Annotated in this window: 19 protein-coding genes; 9 read left to right on the top strand and 10 right to left on the bottom strand. The window is 65.1% G+C overall.

The window, feature by feature from the left end; all coding sequences use genetic code 11:
* Window positions 1-104: 104 nt before the first annotated feature.
* Window positions 105-1,106 carry an alpha/beta fold hydrolase gene (locus tag ELS24_RS25165; protein ID WP_050445469.1) on the bottom strand — a complete coding sequence of 334 codons (1,002 nt, stop codon included), beginning with the start codon at window positions 1,104-1,106 and terminating at the stop codon, window positions 105-107.
* 319 nt (window positions 1,107-1,425) lie between these two features.
* Between ELS24_RS25165 and ELS24_RS25170 the strand changes: the two genes are divergently transcribed.
* The 4 genes from ELS24_RS25170 (at window position 1,426) to ELS24_RS25185 (ending at window position 4,758) form a co-directional block, all read left to right on the top strand.
* On the top strand, window positions 1,426-2,073 hold the full coding sequence (locus ELS24_RS25170) for a DedA family protein (RefSeq protein ID WP_050445470.1): 648 nt from the start codon (window positions 1,426-1,428) through the stop codon (window positions 2,071-2,073).
* Between the two features lie 119 nt (window positions 2,074-2,192).
* Window positions 2,193-3,074, top strand: a complete 882-nt coding sequence (locus ELS24_RS25175; RefSeq protein WP_050445471.1) for an RNA polymerase sigma-70 factor — start codon at window positions 2,193-2,195, stop codon at window positions 3,072-3,074.
* A gap of 125 nt (window positions 3,075-3,199) precedes the next feature.
* A complete protein-coding gene (locus ELS24_RS25180) occupies window positions 3,200-3,628 on the top strand; it encodes a cupin domain-containing protein (RefSeq protein WP_127185659.1) in 429 nt (142 codons plus the stop codon).
* Between the two features lie 134 nt (window positions 3,629-3,762).
* Window positions 3,763-4,758 carry a LysR family transcriptional regulator gene (locus tag ELS24_RS25185; RefSeq protein ID WP_050445473.1) on the top strand — a complete coding sequence of 332 codons (996 nt, stop codon included), beginning with the start codon at window positions 3,763-3,765 and terminating at the stop codon, window positions 4,756-4,758.
* A gap of 19 nt (window positions 4,759-4,777) precedes the next feature.
* Here the strand turns inward: ELS24_RS25185 and ELS24_RS25190 are convergent, their stop codons facing one another.
* From ELS24_RS25190 to ELS24_RS25200, 3 genes are read right to left on the bottom strand one after another with little or no spacing between them, the layout of a single operon-like run.
* Window positions 4,778-5,272: an Ohr family peroxiredoxin gene (locus ELS24_RS25190; RefSeq protein WP_050445474.1), complete on the bottom strand. Its 495-nt coding sequence runs from the start codon at window positions 5,270-5,272 to the stop codon at window positions 4,778-4,780.
* A gap of 59 nt (window positions 5,273-5,331) precedes the next feature.
* Window positions 5,332-6,099, bottom strand: a complete 768-nt coding sequence (locus ELS24_RS25195) for an SDR family oxidoreductase (protein ID WP_050445475.1) — start codon at window positions 6,097-6,099, stop codon at window positions 5,332-5,334.
* Window positions 6,100-6,108: 9 nt separating this feature from the next.
* On the bottom strand, window positions 6,109-6,588 hold the full coding sequence (locus tag ELS24_RS25200) for a carboxymuconolactone decarboxylase family protein (RefSeq protein WP_050445476.1): 480 nt from the start codon (window positions 6,586-6,588) through the stop codon (window positions 6,109-6,111).
* Between the two features lie 248 nt (window positions 6,589-6,836).
* Here ELS24_RS25200 and ELS24_RS25205 point away from each other — a divergent pair, with 248 nt between their 5' ends.
* The 4 genes from ELS24_RS25205 (at window position 6,837) to ELS24_RS25220 (ending at window position 10,784) form a co-directional block, all read left to right on the top strand.
* Window positions 6,837-7,238, top strand: coding sequence for a hypothetical protein (locus tag ELS24_RS25205; RefSeq protein WP_127185660.1), 402 nt, complete (start codon window positions 6,837-6,839; stop codon window positions 7,236-7,238).
* 100 nt (window positions 7,239-7,338) lie between these two features.
* The gene (locus ELS24_RS25210) at window positions 7,339-7,743 is read left to right on the top strand and encodes a DUF2946 family protein (protein WP_127185661.1); all 405 of its coding nucleotides are present in this window, start codon (window positions 7,339-7,341) and stop codon (window positions 7,741-7,743) included.
* A gap of 48 nt (window positions 7,744-7,791) precedes the next feature.
* Entirely contained in the window at window positions 7,792-10,008 is a 2,217-nt protein-coding gene (locus ELS24_RS25215) for a TonB-dependent receptor (RefSeq protein ID WP_428839665.1), read from the top strand.
* 158 nt (window positions 10,009-10,166) lie between these two features.
* A complete protein-coding gene (locus ELS24_RS25220) occupies window positions 10,167-10,784 on the top strand; it encodes a response regulator (RefSeq protein ID WP_164741297.1) in 618 nt (205 codons plus the stop codon).
* Here ELS24_RS25220 and ELS24_RS25225 read toward each other — a convergent pair.
* The 5 genes from ELS24_RS25225 to ELS24_RS25245 all read right to left on the bottom strand — a co-directional run bounded on the left by ELS24_RS25225 (window position 10,704) and on the right by ELS24_RS25245 (window position 16,427).
* Entirely contained in the window at window positions 10,704-11,648 is a 945-nt protein-coding gene (locus ELS24_RS25225) for a tetratricopeptide repeat protein (RefSeq protein ID WP_127185663.1), read from the bottom strand. The two genes, ELS24_RS25220 and ELS24_RS25225, sit on opposite strands and share 81 nt — an antisense overlap.
* A gap of 14 nt (window positions 11,649-11,662) precedes the next feature.
* Window positions 11,663-12,907 (bottom strand): SEL1-like repeat protein, encoded by a 1,245-nt coding sequence (locus ELS24_RS25230; protein WP_164741298.1) that lies wholly within the window; start codon window positions 12,905-12,907, stop codon window positions 11,663-11,665.
* Window positions 12,891-13,595, bottom strand: coding sequence for a tetratricopeptide repeat protein (locus tag ELS24_RS25235; protein WP_164741299.1), 705 nt, complete (start codon window positions 13,593-13,595; stop codon window positions 12,891-12,893). Before ELS24_RS25235 ends, ELS24_RS25230 begins: the two co-directional genes overlap by 17 nt.
* 156 nt (window positions 13,596-13,751) lie before the next feature.
* Window positions 13,752-15,539 carry an ATP-binding response regulator gene (locus ELS24_RS25240; RefSeq protein WP_164741300.1) on the bottom strand — a complete coding sequence of 596 codons (1,788 nt, stop codon included), beginning with the start codon at window positions 15,537-15,539 and terminating at the stop codon, window positions 13,752-13,754.
* Window positions 15,540-15,653: 114 nt separating this feature from the next.
* A complete protein-coding gene (locus ELS24_RS25245; protein WP_164741301.1) occupies window positions 15,654-16,427 on the bottom strand; it encodes an AraC family transcriptional regulator in 774 nt (257 codons plus the stop codon).
* A gap of 141 nt (window positions 16,428-16,568) precedes the next feature.
* Between ELS24_RS25245 and ELS24_RS25250 the strand changes: the two genes are divergently transcribed.
* Window positions 16,569-17,471, top strand: a complete 903-nt coding sequence (locus tag ELS24_RS25250) for a DMT family transporter (RefSeq protein WP_127185667.1) — start codon at window positions 16,569-16,571, stop codon at window positions 17,469-17,471.
* Here the strand turns inward: ELS24_RS25250 and ELS24_RS25255 are convergent, their stop codons facing one another.
* The gene (locus tag ELS24_RS25255; protein ID WP_127185668.1) at window positions 17,472-19,862 is read right to left on the bottom strand and encodes a TonB-dependent receptor; all 2,391 of its coding nucleotides are present in this window, start codon (window positions 19,860-19,862) and stop codon (window positions 17,472-17,474) included. It lies immediately after the preceding gene.
* Window positions 19,863-19,982 lie beyond the last annotated feature (120 nt).

A 19,982-nucleotide genomic window follows, 5' to 3' on the forward strand; every position in this document is an offset into this window, starting at 1 on the left:
ATCTCCTGAGGGGTGGCCGGGCCGGCCGCAATGAAGAGGGGGGGTGATGAACAGCGGTAAAGCACTGCGGCTAAGCACCGCAGTGAAAAGACCCCGTCGCGCGATCAGGCGCGCAGGAAGGCCAGCAAGTCAGCGTTGATGCGGTCTTGCATCGTGGCGGTCAGGCCGTGCGGCGCGCCGGGGTAATAGATTTCCTTGGCATGCTTGACCAGCCGCGCGGCCTTCTTGGCGGAGTCGTGCAGCGGCACGATCTGGTCGTCTTCGCCGTGCATGAAAAGCGTCGGCACGCTGATCTTTTTCAGGTCTTCCGTGAAGTCCGTTTCAGAAAACGCCTTGACGCATTCATAGGCGTTCTTCTGGCCGCTCTGCATGCTCCACAACCAGAACTGGTCCAGCATGCCCTGCGACACCTTGGCGCCGTTGCGATTGGCGCCGTAGAAGGGCACGGCCAATTCTTTGTAGAACTGCGAGCGGTCACCGGCCACGCCCTTGCGGATGCCGTCGAACACCTCGATGGGCAGACCTTCGGGGTTGGATGCCGACTTCACCATCACCGGCGGCACCGCGCCGATCAGCACGGCGCGCGCAACGCGCCTGGCGCCATGGCGGCCGATGTAGCGCACCACTTCGCCGCCGCCCGTGGAGTGGCCAACCATCGTGATGTTCTTCACGTCCAGCGCGTCAAGCAGTTGCGCCAGGTCATCGGCATAGGTGTCCATATCGTTGCCGGACGAGGGCTGCGCCGACCGGCCGTGGCCGCGACGGTCATGCGCAATGACGCGAAAACCGTTCTGCGCCAGGAAGTGCATTTGCCCGTCCCAGGCATCCGCGTTCAGCGGCCAGCCGTGCGAGAACGTGACGACCGGGCCGTCGCCCCAGTCCTTGTAGTAAAGCTGCGTGCCGTCCTGGGTGGTGAAGGTATTGGAAGTCATGGATGTGCCCTGGTGGGTTTGCGAATTGCGTTGCGGTTTGCCTTGCGGATTGAGTTGCGAACTGGCTTGCGCGCCAAGCGCGAAAGCGCTGGCCGCCAGCGCCGCGCTGCCGGCAAGCAGCGTGCGGCGGGTGGCGTTGGCGGTGTTGCCGATGTCGTTGTGGGAGTCGTTCATGAATGCCCCTTGGGTGGAAAGAAGATGACGAGGGCATCGTAGGTCTGGCCCTCCAGGCGCGGTAGGTCCTCGACGGGAAGCGCACTGTTGTGCCGCGAGCACCAATGCGCATCGGGGCGGGAATTGTTGTCGCGCGCACAACACCATGCGTCCTTTGCCACGCCTACCGCGTCGCGCGCCGCGTCTCTAGCATGGGGTCCGTCGTTGCATGGGCACGGTTGCGCAAGCGCCTTTGCCGCAACGCCATTCCCTCCACTTCTGATAGAAGGGCGAAAAATCGTGAACACAGAACGTTGCGGCACCTTGACCCTCGCCTCCCATGCCGCCGCATGAGTGGGTCGCGCAGTACGGCGCGCTATTGGTCTTTCTTAACGTGCTGGGCGCGTCGCTGGGTCTGCCGCTGCCCGTCATGCCCACACTGATCGCCGTGGGCGCCTGCCACGCGCTGCAGCCCGCCGGCTTATGGGTGACGGCCATGCCGCTATGCCTGATGCTGGGCGCGGCCGTGGTGGCCGGCGTGCTGGCGGATCTGATCTGGTATGTGGGCGGCGTGCGTTATGGCCCACGCACGCTGAACACGGTGTGCAACCTGACGCTGTCGCGCGATGCCTGCGTCACGAAAACCGAAAAGTTCTTCGGCCGCTGGGGGGTGCGTCTGCTGATCGTGGCGCGCTTCGTGCCCGGGCTGTCGTTGGTGGCCGTGCCGCTTTGCGGCGCGATGGGTGTGCGCTTGCGGTCTTTCATCTGGCACGACTGCGTGGGCGTGGCGCTATGGGCGTCGGTGGGCCTGGTGCTGGGCGCAAGCTTCGCGGCGCAGATCCATCAACTGCTGGCGGCATTGTCGGCGGTGGGTGGCCAGGCGCTGATCGCGCTTGGCGTACTGGCGGCGACGTATCTGGCGTACCGCTACGCACGGCGCGTGCGCCGGTCGCGGGCGCAAGGCAAGCCGCCGATTGGCACGCTCTGACGTGGCGGGCGGACATGACAAACCTGCCCGCGCGCAGCCGCTTCGCGCTTGTCGCCGCTTGCGCGCTGCGGCAAAATACGCAGCTTCACGCCTGCCTTCCGTGGGCGTTGGCCACCGCCATGACCGACTCCGCGTCCCTCTTCGAGTGTCACCGCCCCCGCCTGTACGCCATCGCCTATCGCATGCTGGGCGCGGTTGCGGAAGCGGAAGACGTGGTGCAGGAAGCGTGGCTGCGTTGGCACGGCGCCGATCGCGACGCGGTGCAGAACGCCGAAGCCTGGCTGGTCACGGCCACCACGCGCTTGTCCATCGACCGCCTGCGCGCCGCCAAGGCTGAACGCGCTAACTACACGGGTGTCTGGCTGCCCGAACCCATGCTGATGGACGCGCCGTCCACCCCAGAACAACTCCACGAGCTGGCCGACGATGTGTCGGTGGCGTTTCTGTTCATGCTGGAACGCTTGTCACCCGACGCCCGCGCAGCCTTTCTGATGCGCGACGTGTTCGACGCCGACTACGAAGACATTGCGCAAACGCTGGACAAGACCCCGGCCGCCGTCCGCCAACTGGTGCGGCGAGCCAGGCTGCAATTGCGCGAGGGCACCCCGCGCGAGACGGTGCCGCGCGCAACGCTGCACCGCCTGCTGCTGACCTTTGCCGACGCCATGCAGCGCAGCGACTTCCACGGCCTGCACGCCTTGTTGAGCGACGACGCCGAACTCATTGGCGACGGTGGCGACAAGGTCACAAGCTTTGCCAGCCTGGTGGGCGGCAAGCGCCTGGCGCAACTGTTCTACGCGGGCAAGCGCCGCTACCGTGATGCCTTGCATGTCGATGTGGTGCAGGTGAACGGAGAATGGACGCTGCTGCGTTTCATTGATGGCCAGCTTGAATCCGTGCAGTCCTACGAGACGGACGGCGAGCGCCTGACGCGGGTGCTGGTGCAACGCAACCCCGACAAACTGGCGCGCATCGCGGCCGCGCTGGCGCAGCAAGGCTGATCGCCGGTATTCATGCGCGCGGCGTTGTTGCATGCCGGGCAACATGGTGGTCCCTCGCGCGGGCCTACCGCCGCGCGGACGGCACTTCTACGATGGGCTTGTCACACCTCCACCAAGGACACGCCATGTCGAAGATCACCAAGTTCGGGTTACCGTTTCTCGCCGCCAGCGCATTGCTGAGCCCGCTTGCCCATGCCGCGGCCCCGGCCCACTCCGCCACGCCCGCCGATGCCATCGTCACGGAACTCATGACAAAAGCCCTGCCGGATATTCCCGGCAAGGATGCAGTGATGATCACGGTGGACTATCCGCCCGGCGCGGTCGACCCCGTTCACCGCCACGACGCCTATAGCTTCGTGTACGTGCTGGAAGGCAGCATCGTCATGCAGGTCAAGGGCGGCAAGGAAGTGACGCTGACCCCGGGCCAGACCTTTTTTGAAGGCCCGGACGACATCCACACCGTGGGCCGCAACGCCAGCCAGACTCAGCCGGCCAAGTTCCTGGTGGTGCTGATCAAGAAAAAAGGGGCGCCCATCCTGACCCCTATTCAATAAGGGACTTATCAAACTTTGCGGTACCAGACTGGCTTTCCCTAGAGGGAAGCCAGTTTTTTTTGCGTTCCGTGTCACAAGATTGCCCCGCGCGCCGTCTTAGCAGTAGGATCAACCAAAATCGCGGCGCCGCCATCATGTCGACACCCTCCCCTGCCATTCCCGCCCCCAACGGACCAGATTCCCTGGCCGACAGCTTCGCCACCAGCTATGCCGGCGTGGTGGCGTTTCTTGCCGTTGCCACCGAAGGCAACTTCGCCAAGGCGGGCGACCGGCTGGGCATCGGTCGCTCGGCCGTCAGTCGCAGCGTGCAGAAGCTGGAAGACCAGTTGGGCACCCGGCTGTTCGTGCGCACCACGCGCAGCACCTCGCTAACCACCGAGGGCCAGCGCTTTTACGAGCAATGCCATCCGGGCGTGGCACGCATCATCCAGGCCCTGGACGACATGCGCGAACTACGCGAAGGCCCGCCCTCTGGCCAACTGCGCGTGTGCTCAACGGTGGGCTTTGGCCGCAAAGTCGTTGCGCCGCTGTTGCACGACTTTCGCGAAGCCAACCCGGGTATCTCGTTGGAATTGCTGCTGGATGACGGCCCCACCGATTTCACGACGGACCGCGTTGACGTGTCGTTTCGCAATGGCCGCATGGAAGACAGCCAGGTGATCGCCAAGAAGGTGATACCCATGCAGATGCTGCTGTGCGCGTCGCCCGCCTACGCCGCCGCGCACGGCCTGCCGGGCAGCGTTGACGAGATCGCCGCCCACAACTGCGTTAACTTCCGCCTGGCGTCGGGGCGCGTGTACGAATGGGAATTCAAGGTGGCGGGGCATCTGCGCAAGGTGGCGCCGCCCGCCATGCTGACCTTCAACGACGCCGACCTGGTGTTGCAGTCGGTGCTGGACGGGCACGGCATCGCGCAGATGGCCGCGTATCAGGTCTGCGACCATTTGCGCGCGGGCAGGCTGGTGGCCTGCCTGCCGCAACATGCGCCCGACGACCGTGGCCATTACCTGTGCTTTCTAAGCCGCCAGCATCTGCCGGCGCGCATGCGCGTGTTCATCGACTACATGACCGAACGCATCCGCGCCATGGATCTGCAGATTCTGGACAGCCTGCTGCCCAAACCAGCATAGGCCGCTGACACCCAGGCCTCTATTGGGTCAGGGCCACCACGCTTTCGATGCCGCCCTGGGCCATCTTGGCATACGGGCACAGGCGTTCGGTGTTGCGCACCAGTTCTTCGGCCACGTCGCGGGCCACGCCGGGCAGATGGATGTTGACCTCGGCCTTCAGCGCATACAAGCCATCGACCGGGTCGCGGCCGAACGACACGGTGGCCGTCACCGACGCTTCCGGCAACGACAGGCCCGAACGTTCGGCCAGCATGCTCAGCGCGCCATGAAAGCACGCCGCATAGCCAGCCGCGAACAATTGTTCGGGGTTGGTTCCCCCGCCCTTGCCGCCCAGCTCAACGGGCAAGCGCAGTTCTACAAATAATTCGCCATCATCAGAAATGGCAATGCCCGAGGCGCGGCCATGCGCGGCCTCCCCGCCGCGCACCGTCACGCTGGTGGTGTAGAGGGGATGAAAATCCCCTCCCCGGTACTTGTCCAGAAGAGCCTGGGAAGGCGGCCGCAGTTTGCTCATGGTGTTCCTTGTCTCCGCCGCTAATTTCCGCCGCTAATTTCCGCCGCTGCTTTCCGCTGCTATTTTTTTGCGCCGGAATTTGCACCCGACTGACTGAACCAGGTGTCGAAGTCGATCTTGCCCAGGCGCGGGGTCGATCGTGGCACCAGCGTGTCGTCGTTGAGCAATGCGCCAAAATAGCGCGCGCCCGGGTCCGCCTGCACGCGGCGGGTGTCGCCGATTTTACCCAGGTAGCGCTGCACCAGATCGGCCAGACGCACCTTCTCCGGGCCGGCGATTTCCACCGTACCGTTCACCGGCGCACCCAAGGTGGCGTCGGCCATGGCCAGCGCCACGTCGTCCGACGCAATCGGCTGCACATAGGCGGGCGACAGCCGTATCTCGTTGCCCTGCGCGCCCGACTGCACAATGCCGCCCAGGAATTCAAAGAACTGTGTGCTGTGCACGATGGTGTAAGGGATACCCCCGGCTTCGATCAGGTCTTCCTGCGCGATCTTGCCGCGAAAGTACCCGCTTTCCGCCAGACGATGCGTGCCCACCACCGACAGGGCGACGTGATGGCGCACGCCGGCCCGCGCTTCGGCCGCCAGCAGGTTGCGCCCCGAGGCCTGAAAGAACGCCAGCACCGCCGCGTCTTCAAATGATGGCGAGTTGGCCACGTCAACCACCGTGTCCACGCCCGCCAGCGCATCATCCAGGCCCTCGCCGGTCACCGTGTTCACGCCCGTGGCGGGCGAAGCCGCAGTGGCCTCATGGCCACGCTCGATAAGCAGTGTGACGAGCTTCGACCCGATCAGGCCGGTACCGCCAATGACTAGGATTTTCATGATGCGTCCTTAGCTGAATATGGCTTTGTCCAGGCCGTAGGCTTTGTCCGCCGAACCGGGCACGGTGCGAAAGCCGACGTTCAGGCGGTTCCAGCCATTGATGGCCATGACCGCGAAGCTGAGATCCGTGATTTCTTTTTCGGACAACTCACCGCGCACACGCTCGTAGATCTCGTCGGACACGCCGTGCGCGCCCAGCGTGGTCAGCGCTTCGGTCCAGGCCAGGCAAGCGCGTTCGCGCGGCGAAAACTCGGTGGATTCGCGCCAGATCGCCACATGATGCAGGCGCAGTTCGCGTTCGCCCTGGATCTTGGCTTCTTTCACATGCATGTCCAGGCAAAAGCCGCAGCCGTTGATCTGCGACGCGCGGATCTCGACCAGGCTCAGAATGGACGATTCAATCGCGCTCTTCTTCAAGAGCATGCCGAATTCGACGAACTTCTTGAACAGCTCGGGCGATTGCGCAAAGGCGTTAAGACGTTGACTCATGGTGATTCTCCTGGATAGGTGGGCGTGTTCCGGCTGGGCTCAGCCGGCGATTACGCGTGCTTGAACGACGCCCAAATCGTAGGTCGGCTGACAGCGCAGCAGTAGACCCGGGCAAGGGACCATGGTGTTGCCTGGCGCGCAACAATCGTTCTACCGAGCATCGAGCCCCGCAGGCTTGACCGGCAGATCTCTGATGTGGCGTTTCCCGTTACCCTGGGTCAGGACGCCATTCTCTGCAAAGGAATCCCATGACTGGAATCGTTGGCCCCAGGAACGCCGTGCGTTTCCTGGCGGCTGTGCTCGGCACTATTTGCGTTGTCGTCGCGGGGTTGTGGGCGAGTGTTGCGCTATGGGGTGCGTTTTCTCCCGTCGTGCTGCTGCACTATTCAAAGGATGCCGAGTCCCCTATCCGCGTCTTTTTCAATGACAACGACGACACGTTGAAGCTCGGCATGACGCCCGGCCAGACATTGAGATTTCGTACCGCGATGTTTCCACGGCCGGACATGTGGATATTGATCACGTTCCCCGGTCAAAGCCCTGACCATGTCGAGCTTACGCAGCCCTTCAGCAGAGTCGATATTTTCGTCGGCGCGGGGGCAAAGGTTGAACGGACAGCGGTGCATGAGCGGTTCTTTGCCCGCTTCTGACTTGCGGTATCAAGCAGCGGCACGTCCGTCCATGCATTGCAATCCGCTAGTTCGGCCTTCGTAGGCCTGCCAACAAAATCCCGCTAGAATGCGCGACACCATGCGCGCAACTTCGTCTTCTCTGACTCGCGGCAACGCCGGCCTTTGGCTGGTGTTGATGCTGTTTGCGCTGAAGGCGATTGTGCCGCAGGGCTTCATGCCTGCTACCCATCAGAGCGGCACGCTGATTCAGTTGTGTTCCGCTGCCGGCCCCATCTGGGTGCAGGGGCCGTCAAAGCCAGACCAGGCGCCCGACGAACGGCATGCGGCGCAAGCCGCCACGTGTCCGGTGGGCATGGCGCTTGCCGCCGTGGCGCTGCCGCCCTCGCCTGTCTTGTTGGTGGCGATGGTGGCCGTGATGGTGCATCCGCAGGCGGCACGCGCGCCGCCCGCATCCATTCATCCTTCGCTTGTTGGGGCGCCGCTGGGCGCGCGTGCCCCGCCTCTCGTCTCGGTATTTAGCTGATTCCCTTGCCGCCTTCGCGCGGCCTGTCTTCGCTTACCGAGAAACCTCATGACTTTTCCTTCCGCCAGGGCGCGCCGCGCCCTGAAGCGGCGCGTGGCCATTCGCGTCGCCAATCGCGCCACCAATCGCGTGGCCAAACGCGTGCCCAATCGCCTGGCGATGGGCGTGGCTACCTCCACCGCGCTTGCCCTCACGTCCGTGCTGCCCGTACTGCACGCGCAACCCGCGCCCGTCGCCACCCTGCCCGTGATTTCCGTGTCGGGCGATGCGCCGTCACCCACCTTGCTCGAACCCACCGCCACCGGCAACCTGTTGGGCCTGACGCCGTTCGAGACCCCCGCCAGCATCGAGATCATCAGCAACGAGCAGTTGCGCGCGCGGGGCGCCACTACCGTCACCGATGCCATCACCCAGGCGGCGGGCATCAGCGCCATGCGTCATCCGGGTAATGGCGGGTCGTCTCTGTCGTCGCGGGGGTTCACCGATTCGAACTCCGTCGCCCAGTTGTATGACGGCGTGCGCCAGTACGGCGGCGTGGGCCAGACCTTCATGTATGACCCCTGGGCCGTGGACCGCATTGAAGTGCTGCGCGGCCCCGCGTCGGTGTTGTACGGCGAAGGCGCCATCGGCGGCGTGGTGAACGTGATCCCGAAGAAACCCACGCGCGGTCCCATTGAAAACGAGTTGATGACGACCATCGGCACGCACGATACCCAGCGTTTCGGGTTTGGCAGCGGCGGTGCGCTGGATGACAAGTGGTCGTACCGGCTGGACGTCAGCGGCAACCACACGGACTCCGGCATCAGCCTGGGGGACTCGCGCGACGCCGCCGTCACCGCCGCCTTGCGCCTGGACGTATCGCCCGAGCTGAACTTCACACTGACGCAAGCCTATGCCTGGCAGGAGCCCACCCGCTACTTCGGCACACCCCTGGTCGACGGCACGATGAATTACGGCCTGGCCAGGCAAAACTACAACGTGGCCGACAGCAAGATCATCTACCGCGACAGCCGCACGGAACTGAAGGCGGAATGGTCGCCCAACGCCGCCACCACGGTAAGAAGCCGCGTCTATTACATCGGCAGCAATCGCGACTACCGCAACGCCGAAAACTACACCTGGCTGCCGGGCAACCTGATCGAACGCAGCGGCTACACCGAGATCGGCCACGACCAGGAACAGACGGGCACCGTCACAGATGCCGCCTTCGACGGGCATCTGTTCGGCCTGGCCAACAAGGTGGCGGTGGGCTTCGAACTGAACCGCGCGTCGCTCAAGCACACCAACAATTCGCCGTACTCCGGCACGTCGGTGGTGGATGCCTATGATGTGGACCACGGCCGCTTCATCAACGTCGCCGGCACCACGCCGCGCTACCGCAACACGGCCAGCCAGTACGCGCTGTTTGCCGAAGACAGGCTGATGCTCAATAGCCGCTGGTCGCTGCTGGCGGGGCTGCGATACGACCATATCGACTTGAAGCGGCGTGATCTGGTGGCCGACGAAACCGCTTATCGCACCACGTTCAGCAACGTCGGTTGGCGCGTGGGCACGGTGTACGACGTGCTGCCCACCGTGTCCGTCTACGCGCAATACGCCGAAGCCGCCGACCCCATCGGCAGCCTGCTCTTGCTCTCGCCCGCCAACAAGAACTACGAGCTATCGCAGGGCAAGCAGTTGGAGATCGGCGTGAAGCAGACGTTCTGGGACAACAAGGGCCAATGGACCCTGGCGGTCTATCACATCAAGAAGAACAACCTGGTCACGCGCGACCCCAACGACCCCGCGCTGCGCATCCAGGTGGGCGAGCAATCGTCGCGCGGTGTCGAGGCCACGCTGGGCGTGGAACTGACGCCCGCCTGGCGGCTAGACCTGAACGCCGTGGCGCTGCGCGCCCGCTACGACGACTTCAACGAATCGGTGGGCGGTGTTGCCGTGTCGCGCAACGGCAACGTACCGACGGACGTGCCCGAGCGCGTGGCCAATGCCTGGCTCAGCTGGAAGTTTGCGCCGCAGTGGACCGCCAGCGCCGGCGTGCGCTACGTGGGCAAGCGCTATGCGGATGCAGCCAACCGATTAGAGATGGCCGGCTACACCACCACCAACCTGGCGCTGCAATGGGAACCTCGACGCGACCTGAGCCTGGCTCTGCGCGCGTTCAATGTGTTTGACCGCCAGTACGCCGAAACGGCCTACTACAACCAGACGCAATGGCTGGTGGGCGAGGGCCGCCGCGTGGAGCTCAGCGCGAATTACCGGTTCTGATCGGAAGCCTGGCCTGGCAGGGCGGCGGGCGGCATCAGCAGCAAGCGGGTTGCTGCCCTCCGCCCGCAGCCCGCAGCCCGCTGCCCGCGCTGTCACGGCAATCTGATACGATCCCCGCGTTATCCGCCAGCGTCCCCTCGTGCACGCATCGACCCATCATGCAAGAAGACGCACCGGCCCAGTGCTGGGCCTTGATCATCGATGATCATCCGCTGTTTCGCGCCGGGCTGCGCTTATCGCTTGGCGAGGTGGCGCGCCTGCGTGATATCCGGGAAGTGGACGCGATTCAGCAGGCCTTGCGACAACCCTGCCAGGAGCCCGGGCTGATCCTGTTGGACGTATGCCTGCCCGGTTTGAATGGGCTGGACGGCATCAGCCTGTTGCGCCGGCACTTTCCTCGAGCCGCCATTCTGGTGCTGTCCAGCATGGATCAGAACGAGGGCCGCGCCCTGGCGCAACAACGGCAGGCAGACGGTTTTCTAAGCAAGTCGGCACATCCGGATCAAATCGTCCATACCGTCAATGCGTTGCTGGATGGTCGTTCGTGCTGGGCGTCGCCCACTACCGACCCCGCGCCCAGCGTGCATCTGACGCCACGCCAATTGGAAGTGCTGGAACGGGTGGGCGAAGGCCAGACCAATAAAGTCATTGCCCGCGCCCTGGGCTTGTCGGAAAACACCGTGCGCGTACACGTGTCAGCCATTCTCGACGCGCTGGGCGCCGGCCGGCGCACCGAGGCCGTCACGCGCGCAAGGCGTCTTGGCCTGATCCGTTGAAGGGGCCGGCATCGCTTGCGCCGCGCCGTCCGGGGTATCCGGCTGCGCGCCAGCACGGCGAGCCACCAGGTTGCGCGCGCCCGCGTGGCCGCGCTCGGCCGCCGCCAACACCAGGTCATCCACGATCAGCGCGTGCCCGTCCTGGCCTTCATGCCTGGCCAGGCGAAACAGAGCGTCCGCGTTGCCGCCAAACGCCGCCTGCCGCAATGCGAACAGCTTGGCATCCTGGCGTCCGGGAACCTTACGGGCGCGAAACTGGCTGATGTCCACGCCCTGCTCGGCCAATGCCTGGATGGCCGCTTCATGTCCGGCGCGAGCGGCCCGGCGATAGAAGACCAAGGCAGCGTCCGGGTCCGGCTCCACGGCGTAACCGTGGGCAAAGAAGGTGGCAACGCGGAACATCGCTTCGGGATCGCCCATCACGCCGCTTTGCATCACCACCTTGAACAGCGTGTCCGTCGGAGTCGCCCGGCCAAGCGCTCCCAGACGCTCGACGCCCAGCGCGGCCGCCGCGTCCCCTTGGGCGGCGGCTTGCCGGAACCACGCCCCCGCGCGCGCGGGGTCAACGGGAACGAAGACGCCAACTTCGTGAAAGCGGCCTATCCAGTACTGATCGCGCGCCTGCCCGCGTTGGGCGCTGTTCAGAATGACGGCATAGTTGCGGCCATCGTCCGGCAGCGGCGCGGTCGGCATCGCGCTCGGTGTGACCGTCGCGCAAGCCTGGGGTTGGGCAACGGCCACGCTCGCCACCAAGGTGGCTGACACCAGGCCGGCAAGGCCCAGCACGCGGCGGGTGGCGCGGCTGATGCGCCCTATCAAGCGCCCGGCCGTCGATGGCCGCAAGCGGAGTTCGGGACGCGTCATGCCCGCTCCACGCGCTACCACACCACCTGCCTGCCCAGCTTTGCCGCGGCGTCGGCGCTGCGATGCCGCCACGCCAATTCATACCAGTCATTCGCCAGGGCGGCGTTTGGCGGGGTGTAGCGGCCGCGCTCGTAAAGCGAGCCGATGCGGAACATGGCCTGAGCGTTGCCACGTTTGGCTGACCCTTCATAGATCATGACGATCTGGCGGTCCGTCAAGGCTTCGGCGCCCAGGCCAGGGTGGTCGGCCGGCGATAGCGTGCCGGACTCAAAACCGTGCGCAACACGCACCAGCGCGTCCAGATCGCCCGCAATCGCCGCCTTGACGGTGTAGTGCAAGGCCTTGCGCGCAGCCTCCGCCTTCGCGGTACCCGGCTTCGCATCCACCTCGGGCCCGAAAGGCTCTCTTGCCAGCCGCCGCATCGCCGGCAGGTAGCCGCGCTCGGCGGCGCGCTCATAGCCCTGCATTGCCTTGGGCAGGTCTATCTCGGTGCCGTAGCCTTTCTCCCGAAAATATGCCAGCGCATACTCGGCCAGCACATCGCCCTTGGCCGCTGCACGCACGAACCAACGCACTCCCAGGGCAGCGTCGTATTTGACCCCCTTGCCAATGCCGGGGAAGTACCCCAACGCATACGCGGCCTCTGCCACTCCCGGCTCATCGGCATTGGAAGTGGCCGCGCGTTCCAGATAGGCCAGCGCGGGCGTATACGCCCCGTCCGAAGGAAGCTTGAGCATGCGGTCCATGAACACCTGGATCAGGCCGGTGACGTTGCCTTGCGCGGCCGCGCGCTCAAACCACATCAGCGCCGCCTTGTCGTCACGCGGCACGCCGTATCCACCCGTGGCCAGTTGAAGCCCGTACCACGCCTGTGCTTGCGGCAAGCCCGCCTGCGCCAGCGCAATCAGGGTGGCGCGGGCATTGGCTGCGCCTGCCGAGGCGGGCATGACAATGTCACGCACCGCGATGCGGTAGCGCGCCACCTTGTCGCCCGCGCGGGCGGCCGCGGTCAGCGATGCCAGTTCGGCGTCGGGAATGTCGGCATCGCGGCGCCATGTATTGCGGCTGAAGCGCGGCGCTTCCAGAGCTGGGGATGTGCCGGGTCGCACCGAAATATCGGTGGGCGCAAGCGTCAGCAAGGACGCCTGCGTCGGGTTCGCGGCGGACTGGCGCGATGGGGGTTCGGCCGCCGCCACGGCCACAGCCAGGGCCAGAACCGCCCCCAACGCCGCCCGGCGGATGTTATTGCCCGTCATCATGGGACCGCAGCCATTTGATGGCGCCATCGTGACCACGTTCGGCGGCCGCCTTGAACATATCCGTGCGCGTTCCTACATATTCGGACCGCTGCGCCATCGCGAACAAGGCGTCGGCATTGCCCCCGTAGGCGGCCTGCTTCAGTGCGTACTCCTTCGCGGAATCGTCTCCTGGGGGGGTGCGCTCGCGATACGACGTCGATTCTCCGACCAGTTGGCGCAGCGTGGCGATTGCATCGGCATGGCCAGCCTGCGCCGCCTTTTTGTAGTGTTGGATCGCCAAGGATTCGCTGGCGTGCACCCCGTATCCGACCTCGCGAAACGTACCCATTCGGAAATTGGCTTCGATATCGCCCAGCGCCGCGCGATATTCCACCACGTCGGCCAGCGAACTGCTCGGAGGCTTGGTACCCGGTTTGCCCAGGCGCGCAAGCGCGGCCCGCCCCTGCTTGCTGCCGCGTTCGGCCGCCTTCCGATACCACTGCCCCGCGCGGGCCGGATCAATCGGCACGAATTCGCCACGTTCAAAGATCTGGCCCAATTGCACCATGGCATTGACGCTGCCTTTCTCGGCGCGATTCACTTGCGAGCGATAGTAGACCGCGTCCTTGGGCGGCGCCTCGGTGGACGCGGCCGACAAGTCGTCTATGTCGAAGAACGCCAATGCTGGCGGCGGACTTGCCACAGCCATCAAACACGCCAGCAACGGCGGCAAATATCTTTTCATTTATTCTTGCTCCCTTGATCGGCGCCTGCTTGCAGGCTCACCGCCCCGCCTACGGCCCTGCTCACTTTCCTGCGCGCAAGGCTAAACAGGCCGACGACCGGTGTCCATAACACATTAAGACTATGCGCCCGTGCGCGGCGCCAGCACCTCGCCGATGGCGGCGCGCAGCTTGCGGCTGCTGACGGGTTTGTGCAGCAACGCCGCGCCCGTGGCCTGCGCTTCACGCAAGCGATCAGGCGCCGCGTCGCCGGTGATGATGATGGCGGGCACGTTGCGGTTGAACCGCGCATTCAGCGCGGCGATCAGATCCACACCGGTATGCCCCTGGCGCAGCCGGTAATCCACAATCAACAGGCCAGGCGGCTCCGTCAACAAGGGCTGCGCCTGCGACCAGGATTCAGCGGCAATGCACTCGCACCCCCATGCCTGAAACAGGTCGCGCATTGCCCGCACGATGTCCTCGTCATCATCCACCACCAGCACGCGCATTCCCTCCAGCGCGCCGTCGTCGCCAGCTGGTTCGATAGCATCGTCGATATCGCTGCCACCCGCTGACGGCAGCAGCACGCGGAACATTGACCCATGGCCGAGACGAGACGTCAGCAGCAAGGGCAGTTCCATGGTCTGGCACAAGCGCTTGGCAATGGCCAGGCCCAGGCCAAGCCCGCGGCGGCGGTCGCGCTCGGGGTTGCCGATCTGAACGAACTCCTGAAACACCCTGTCCCGGTCCTCGGGCGCAATGCCGATGCCGGTATCCCATACCTCCAGGCTCACCTGCCTGCCCCGTCGGCGGCAGGCAATCAACACGCCGCCTGTCGTCGTGTAGCGCAGTGCATTGCTGATCAGGTTGCGCAGAACCAGCTCGGTCAGCGCCGGATCCGCGTGCACGGCCAGCGGCGTATCGCGGCTGCGGTAGACCAGGCCCTTGGCGTCAGCCATCGGTCCGAACTCCCTTTCCAGCCGGGACAACAGGTCTTGCAAGGCGAACGCGCGCTTGCGGGGATGCACCACCCCGGCCTCCAGACGCGAATAATCCAACAGCATATTCAGCATGTCCCCGGCCGAGGCCGACACCGCTTGCGCACTGTCCAGCAGCGCTTGCTGCCTGGCCGCGAGCGGCTCCCGCGCAAGCAGATCCAGGAACAAGCCGAGCGCATGCAGAGGTTGCCGCAGATCGTGGCTGGCGGCGGCCAGGAAGCTTGACTTGGCGTGGTTGGCCGCCACCGCATCCGCGCGCGCCTGTTCGCGCTGCAACGATTCCAAACGCAAGCGCTCCACCAGTTCGACGTTGGAAAACTGTAGTTCCAGGCTATGCCTGGCGGTTTGCTGCGCCTCCGCGGCGAACGCGGTCATGCACACCAGGTAAATCAGGCACAGCACGCCCAGGGCAAGAAGCAAAGGCGATGCGCTGAGGGCGCAAGCGATCGTCAGCGGCAGCAAGGCCGGGTAGATATAGGCACAAAACAAGGGCATGCACGAAGACGTGATGGCATACGTGCCGGCGCCATGCGTGATGATGCTGACCATGATCAGCAATAGCGGAATAGGCTCGGCGGGATTCAGCACCAGCAAGGGAAGCACGCCCCACACCAAGCCCGCGCTGATAAAGACGCCGGCCAGCGTGGTGAACCACGTGGCCGCTCGTAATGGGCGCGACCGCATGCGCCGCAACACGGCAATGGTCACCACGTTGAGCGTCCAGCTGCAGGCCAGCCACACATAGCCGATGGGGTTGCCAAACAGCATATGCAATACAACAGCGGCTAGCAGCCCCAGGGCGCTTGCCCCCACGATGCCGCCGCCCAACAGATGATCGACGATCAGCTTGGCCTGCTCATTGAACAACCTGTCCGCCGGTAACCGCCAGGGATGAACCAACTTGCGCGTCGCAGCGCCGATTGCGGACATTCGCTCTCCTGAATCCTCGCATTCCGGCCCAGACTGTACCCGCACCGGCTTGCTGGCGGCACCCGGGATATTACGGTGGCGCATCCGCGATCAATCGGCCTTAGCAACCCTTAGCTACCGATAAAACGCCCCCGGCGACACGCCGAAGTGCTTCTTGAACATGGCCGCGAACGCGCTCTGGCTGGTGTAGCCATGTTCCAGCGCCACATCCACCACCCGCGCGCCACCTGCCAGGCGTTCCAGCGCCAGCAGCAGCCGCGCCTGCCGGCGCCACTGCCCCAGCCGCATGCCGGTCTGTTGTTGAAACTGCCGGTGCAAGGTGCGGGTGGACAGGTGCAGCCGGGCCGCCCATTCGTCCAGCGTCAATGCCGCATCCGGCTCGCGCATCAAGGCGTCGCAGAATTTCCTGAGCCGCGCGTCCGCCGGCATGGGCAGGTACAAGGGCAGCACCGGCAGGCTGCGCAATTCCTGCAACAGCAGGTGCAGCAGATGCCAATCGCGAGACCCGGGGCTGGGTGGGGCGGCAAGGTCAACGTCCACGGCCGCCACGATCAGTTCCCGCAACAAGGGCGAGATGTCCAGCACGCAACTGCGCGCGGGCAGGTGGGCGGTGGCGCGGCCGTCGACGAACACGGTGCGTACTCGCACCGCGCCGTGCATGCGGACGGAGTGCGCCACGTTGGCCTCTAGCCAGACCCCGCGCGTGGGCGGCACCACCCATCGGCCGCCTTCGGCGTCGATGGTCATCACGCCCTGGATGGCGTATAGCAATTGCGCACGGTCGTGGCGATGGGGCGCGATGACATGGCCGTCGGGGTAGTCCACCGCCAAGGCCGCGGCGGGCGCGCCGGAAGCCGCGAAGGTGGCGTCGAAGCGGGAATCTTCCATGTTGGCGGTTTTGTGAGATTGGCTGTTTTGCGATATGGGCAGTTTTGTGAGATTGGCAGTTTTGCGATAACTGGCGACATAGTAGCGCCAGACGGACGCCTGCCCGGGCGGCACCATGCAAGGCTCGTTCTGGAGACCTTCATGCCCATCACTTCCCTGCTCTTTCCATTCATGGCCATCGTGCTGTGGGCGGGCAACGTCATCGTGTCCAAGCTGGCCGCGTCCGCGATTTCCCCCACGGCCATCACCTTCTACCGCCTGATCCTGGCGCTGGCGCTGATGACGCCCTTTGTGCTGCCGTCGCTGCGGCGCAACTGGGCGTCGGTGCGGCCGCACCTGGGCAAGATGGCAATCAGCGGCTTGCTGGCCATGGCGCTGTTCCAGAGCCTGTCGTACCGCGCGGCAGAAAGCACCACGGCCACCAACATGGCCATCGTCACCGCGCTGGTGCCCTTGTTGACGGCGATACTCAGCGTGATCGTGCTGGGCGAAGCGGTGACGGTGGGCATGGCGCTGGGCGGCGTGCTGTCGTTCACGGGCCTGTTGTACGTGGTGGGCCAAGGCGACATCGCCGCCATCGCGCGCAACGGCGTCCATGTGGGCGACCTGCTGATGCTGCTGGCGTCCTTGTCCTACGCGCTGTATGGCGTGCTGCTGCGCCGCTGGCGCCTGACGATTCCGGCATGGCAGGCGGTGTACCTGCAAGCCGTGGCCGCACTGGTCTTCATGCTGCCCTTCTTCCTGATGCTGCCGGCGGGCGCGGCGTCGCTGGACGCGCGCACCTTGCCGCTGATTGCCTACGCCGGCATCGGCTCATCCATTCTGCTGTCGTTCTTCTGGATTCAAGGGGTGAAGCACCTGGGGCCGAACCGGTGCAGCATCTTCATCAATCTGCTGCCCGTGTTGACGGCCGTGCTGGCCGTGGCGATGTTGGGCGAACAGATGCACGCCTATCACGTCATCGGCGGCAGCATGAGCTTGATAGGCGTGCTGATCGCGCAGACGGTGCACAAGCCGCTGCACGCCGCGCGCGCCCTGGCCTGATCAGAAGTCCACCGTTGCCGACAGCAGCACCGTGCGCGGCGCGCCGATGGTCAGGCCGTTGGACGAGGCCGACGCCCAGTAGGCTTTGTTGAAGACGTTTTCCACGGTGGCGCGCAGCGTGACGGGCGTGTTGCCGGCGCGCCAGGCGTAACGCGCACCCAGGTCCACGCGCGTCCACGCGGGGATTTCCTGCGTGTTCCTGGCGTCCAGATATTGCGAGGTGGTGCGCAAGGCGCGCGCCGACACGGTCAGGCCGGGCGCGAACGGGGTGTCCCATTCCACGCCCAGGTTCATGCTGTAGCGCGGCGTGCCGGGGGCCACGTTGCCCTCGGTCGTGGCGTTGCCGGTTTTGGTGAGGCGGCCATCCAGGTACATCACGCCGGCCAGCAGGCGCACGTTGTTGACGGGCTCGCCGAACACGTTCAATTCCAGACCGCGATTGCGCTGCATGCCGTTGACGGCATACACACCGGTGACCGGGTCTGTCAGCCCACTCGGGCGGCGAATCTGAAAGGCGCTGAAGGTGGCGCCAATATCGCCGTAGTCCAGCTTCACGCCGGCCTCGACCTGCTCGGACTTGATCGGCGCGAACACTTCATTGGCGTTGACGGCGGTGAGCGGCGCGGTGGGGCCTTCGCTCAGGCCTTCGATGTAGTTCGCATACACCGACACATTCTGCGTGGGCTTGCCCAACAGCGCGATGGCCGGCGTGACTTTGCGCTTGTCGTAACGGCTGGTGCGGTTGCCGGTTTCGTCATACTGCTCGGTAACCACGCGCTGCGAGCGCGCACCCACCGTCAGTTGCAGGCGTTCGTCCCAGATCGACAGCGTGTCCGCCAAGGCCACGCTGGTCAGCCGGGATTCGCCGGATTTGGGAATGTCGGTGTCCAGCCCCGCAAGGGAAGGCGCGGACGTGGGCAGCGGCGTATAGAGGTTGGAACGGACGGGGTCGAAGTCGTAGCTTAGGTTGCCGAAGGTCTTCCGGAATTGCGTGGCGCTTAGCGATACGGCGTGCGACACCGCGCCAGTTGCAAAGCGGGTGCGCGCGCCGATCTCGCCGGTATGCACGCTTTCGTCGCGCAGGAAATACGTGGGGCTGGCCGAGAAATTGCCGGCCGCATCGCGCGTGGTGACGTTCATGCGCAGGAATTTGTAGTCGCCGTCGCGCGCGCCAAACGCGCCATAGACCATCGTGCGGTCGGTGATGTCGTGTTCGGCGCGCAAGGCGATGTAGGTGTCGCGGGAATTGGCGTAGGTCCAGTCGGGCGCGTAGCCACGGTCGACGCGCTTGGCGTCCGGCACGGGCACGCCCGCCGCCACGCCCACGCGCTCCTGTGGGGCGTCGACCTTGCGGTCTTGATGGCCGACGTCCGCCGACCAGCGCGTGCGTTCGCCCCGGTAGTCCAGGCCCAGCGTCATCAGGCCGCGCGTGGTGTGTTGCGAGCCCACGCCCGTGTCGCCACCCTTGTAGGCGCCGTTGACGCGAATGCCCAGTTCGCCCTTGTCGCCAAAGCGTTGGCCCAGGTCCACATGGCCGCCCGCCACGTTGTGCGTGCCGTAGCTGGCGGTGACTTGCCGGGTGGGCGTGTCTTCCGCCCGCTTGGGCACCACGTTGATCGCGCCGCCCACGCCGCCCGACGGCGCCATGCCGTTGAGCAAGGCGTTGGGGCCTTTCAACACTTCAACGCGTTCAAGGCTTTCCACGGCCAGCGCGTAGGTGGGCAAGACGCTGTAAAGGCCGTTAAAGGCAATGTCGCTGTTCAGGACCGGAAAGCCCCGAATGGAAAACTGGTCGAAGCGGCTGGTCCGGGGGTTGGTGTTCTGCACCGAGGCATCGTTGGACACCACGTCGGCCACGCTCTGCGCTTGTTGTTGCTGCATCAGGGTGCTGGTGTACGCCGTTACCGAAAAAGGCGTGTCCATGATGCTTCGTTCGCCCAGCATGCCGACGCTGGCGCCGCTGGCCACCTGGCCGCCGGCAAACGCGGGCATCAAGCCGCCGGTGTAGGCGCCCGTCACCGTTACCGCTTCCAACTGGGTCACCGCATTGGAGGGCACGGCGGACAAGGTGTATTCATTGGTTCCGGCCGGAACGGCGCGCAGGCCCGAACCCGACAACAGCGCGGCAAAGCCATCCGCCACCGAGTAGTTGCCGTTCAGCCCCGATGACTGCATGCCTTGCACCAGCGTGCCCGGGAAAGACAAGCGCACGTTGGCCTGGGTGGCGAATTGCGACAAGGCCAAGCCTAGCGGGCCGGCGCCAATGCGGTAGTCGCGGGTGACGGACTGGGTGGCGGGTGCCTGGGTTTGCGCCATCGCACCGACGGGCAGCAATACCGAAAAGCACAGCAGCACGGCCGCGCGGACCGGGGAAGAACGGAATTGGGACATGAAGAAAGCACCGCGGGTAGAGTTTCGGGAAACGGACAGGGGTCACGTCGCGGCCCGATCCCGCCAGGGTTTCAGGGCCTCTATCCTGTACACCGAACGACGCGGAAAAAGATGCCAACG

The organism is Achromobacter spanius (assembly GCF_003994415.1).
Taxonomy (GTDB): Bacteria; Pseudomonadota; Gammaproteobacteria; order Burkholderiales; family Burkholderiaceae_B; genus Achromobacter; species Achromobacter spanius_C.

Bases quoted from the DNA above. Each gene is read 5' to 3' on its own strand.
- ELS24_RS25165 (WP_050445469.1), bottom strand. From the start codon at position 1,106: ATGAACGACTCCCACAACGACATCGGCAACACCGCCAACGCCACCCGC.
- ELS24_RS25170 (WP_050445470.1), top strand. From the start codon at position 1,426: ATGCCGCCGCATGAGTGGGTCGCGCAGTACGGCGCGCTATTGGTCTTT.
- ELS24_RS25175 (WP_050445471.1), top strand. From the start codon at position 2,193: ATGACCGACTCCGCGTCCCTCTTCGAGTGTCACCGCCCCCGCCTGTAC.
- ELS24_RS25180 (WP_127185659.1), top strand. From the start codon at position 3,200: ATGTCGAAGATCACCAAGTTCGGGTTACCGTTTCTCGCCGCCAGCGCA.
- ELS24_RS25185 (WP_050445473.1), top strand. From the start codon at position 3,763: ATGTCGACACCCTCCCCTGCCATTCCCGCCCCCAACGGACCAGATTCC.
- ELS24_RS25190 (WP_050445474.1), bottom strand. From the start codon at position 5,272: ATGAGCAAACTGCGGCCGCCTTCCCAGGCTCTTCTGGACAAGTACCGG.
- ELS24_RS25195 (WP_050445475.1), bottom strand. From the start codon at position 6,099: ATGAAAATCCTAGTCATTGGCGGTACCGGCCTGATCGGGTCGAAGCTC.
- ELS24_RS25200 (WP_050445476.1), bottom strand. From the start codon at position 6,588: ATGAGTCAACGTCTTAACGCCTTTGCGCAATCGCCCGAGCTGTTCAAG.
- ELS24_RS25205 (WP_127185660.1), top strand. From the start codon at position 6,837: ATGACTGGAATCGTTGGCCCCAGGAACGCCGTGCGTTTCCTGGCGGCT.
- ELS24_RS25210 (WP_127185661.1), top strand. From the start codon at position 7,339: ATGCGCGCAACTTCGTCTTCTCTGACTCGCGGCAACGCCGGCCTTTGG.
- ELS24_RS25215 (WP_428839665.1), top strand. From the start codon at position 7,792: ATGACTTTTCCTTCCGCCAGGGCGCGCCGCGCCCTGAAGCGGCGCGTG.
- ELS24_RS25220 (WP_164741297.1), top strand. From the start codon at position 10,167: ATGCAAGAAGACGCACCGGCCCAGTGCTGGGCCTTGATCATCGATGAT.
- ELS24_RS25225 (WP_127185663.1), bottom strand. From the start codon at position 11,648: ATGACGCGTCCCGAACTCCGCTTGCGGCCATCGACGGCCGGGCGCTTG.
- ELS24_RS25230 (WP_164741298.1), bottom strand. From the start codon at position 12,907: ATGATGACGGGCAATAACATCCGCCGGGCGGCGTTGGGGGCGGTTCTG.
- ELS24_RS25235 (WP_164741299.1), bottom strand. From the start codon at position 13,595: ATGGCTGTGGCAAGTCCGCCGCCAGCATTGGCGTTCTTCGACATAGAC.
- ELS24_RS25240 (WP_164741300.1), bottom strand. From the start codon at position 15,539: ATGTCCGCAATCGGCGCTGCGACGCGCAAGTTGGTTCATCCCTGGCGG.
- ELS24_RS25245 (WP_164741301.1), bottom strand. From the start codon at position 16,427: ATGGAAGATTCCCGCTTCGACGCCACCTTCGCGGCTTCCGGCGCGCCC.
- ELS24_RS25250 (WP_127185667.1), top strand. From the start codon at position 16,569: ATGCCCATCACTTCCCTGCTCTTTCCATTCATGGCCATCGTGCTGTGG.
- ELS24_RS25255 (WP_127185668.1), bottom strand. From the start codon at position 19,862: ATGTCCCAATTCCGTTCTTCCCCGGTCCGCGCGGCCGTGCTGCTGTGC.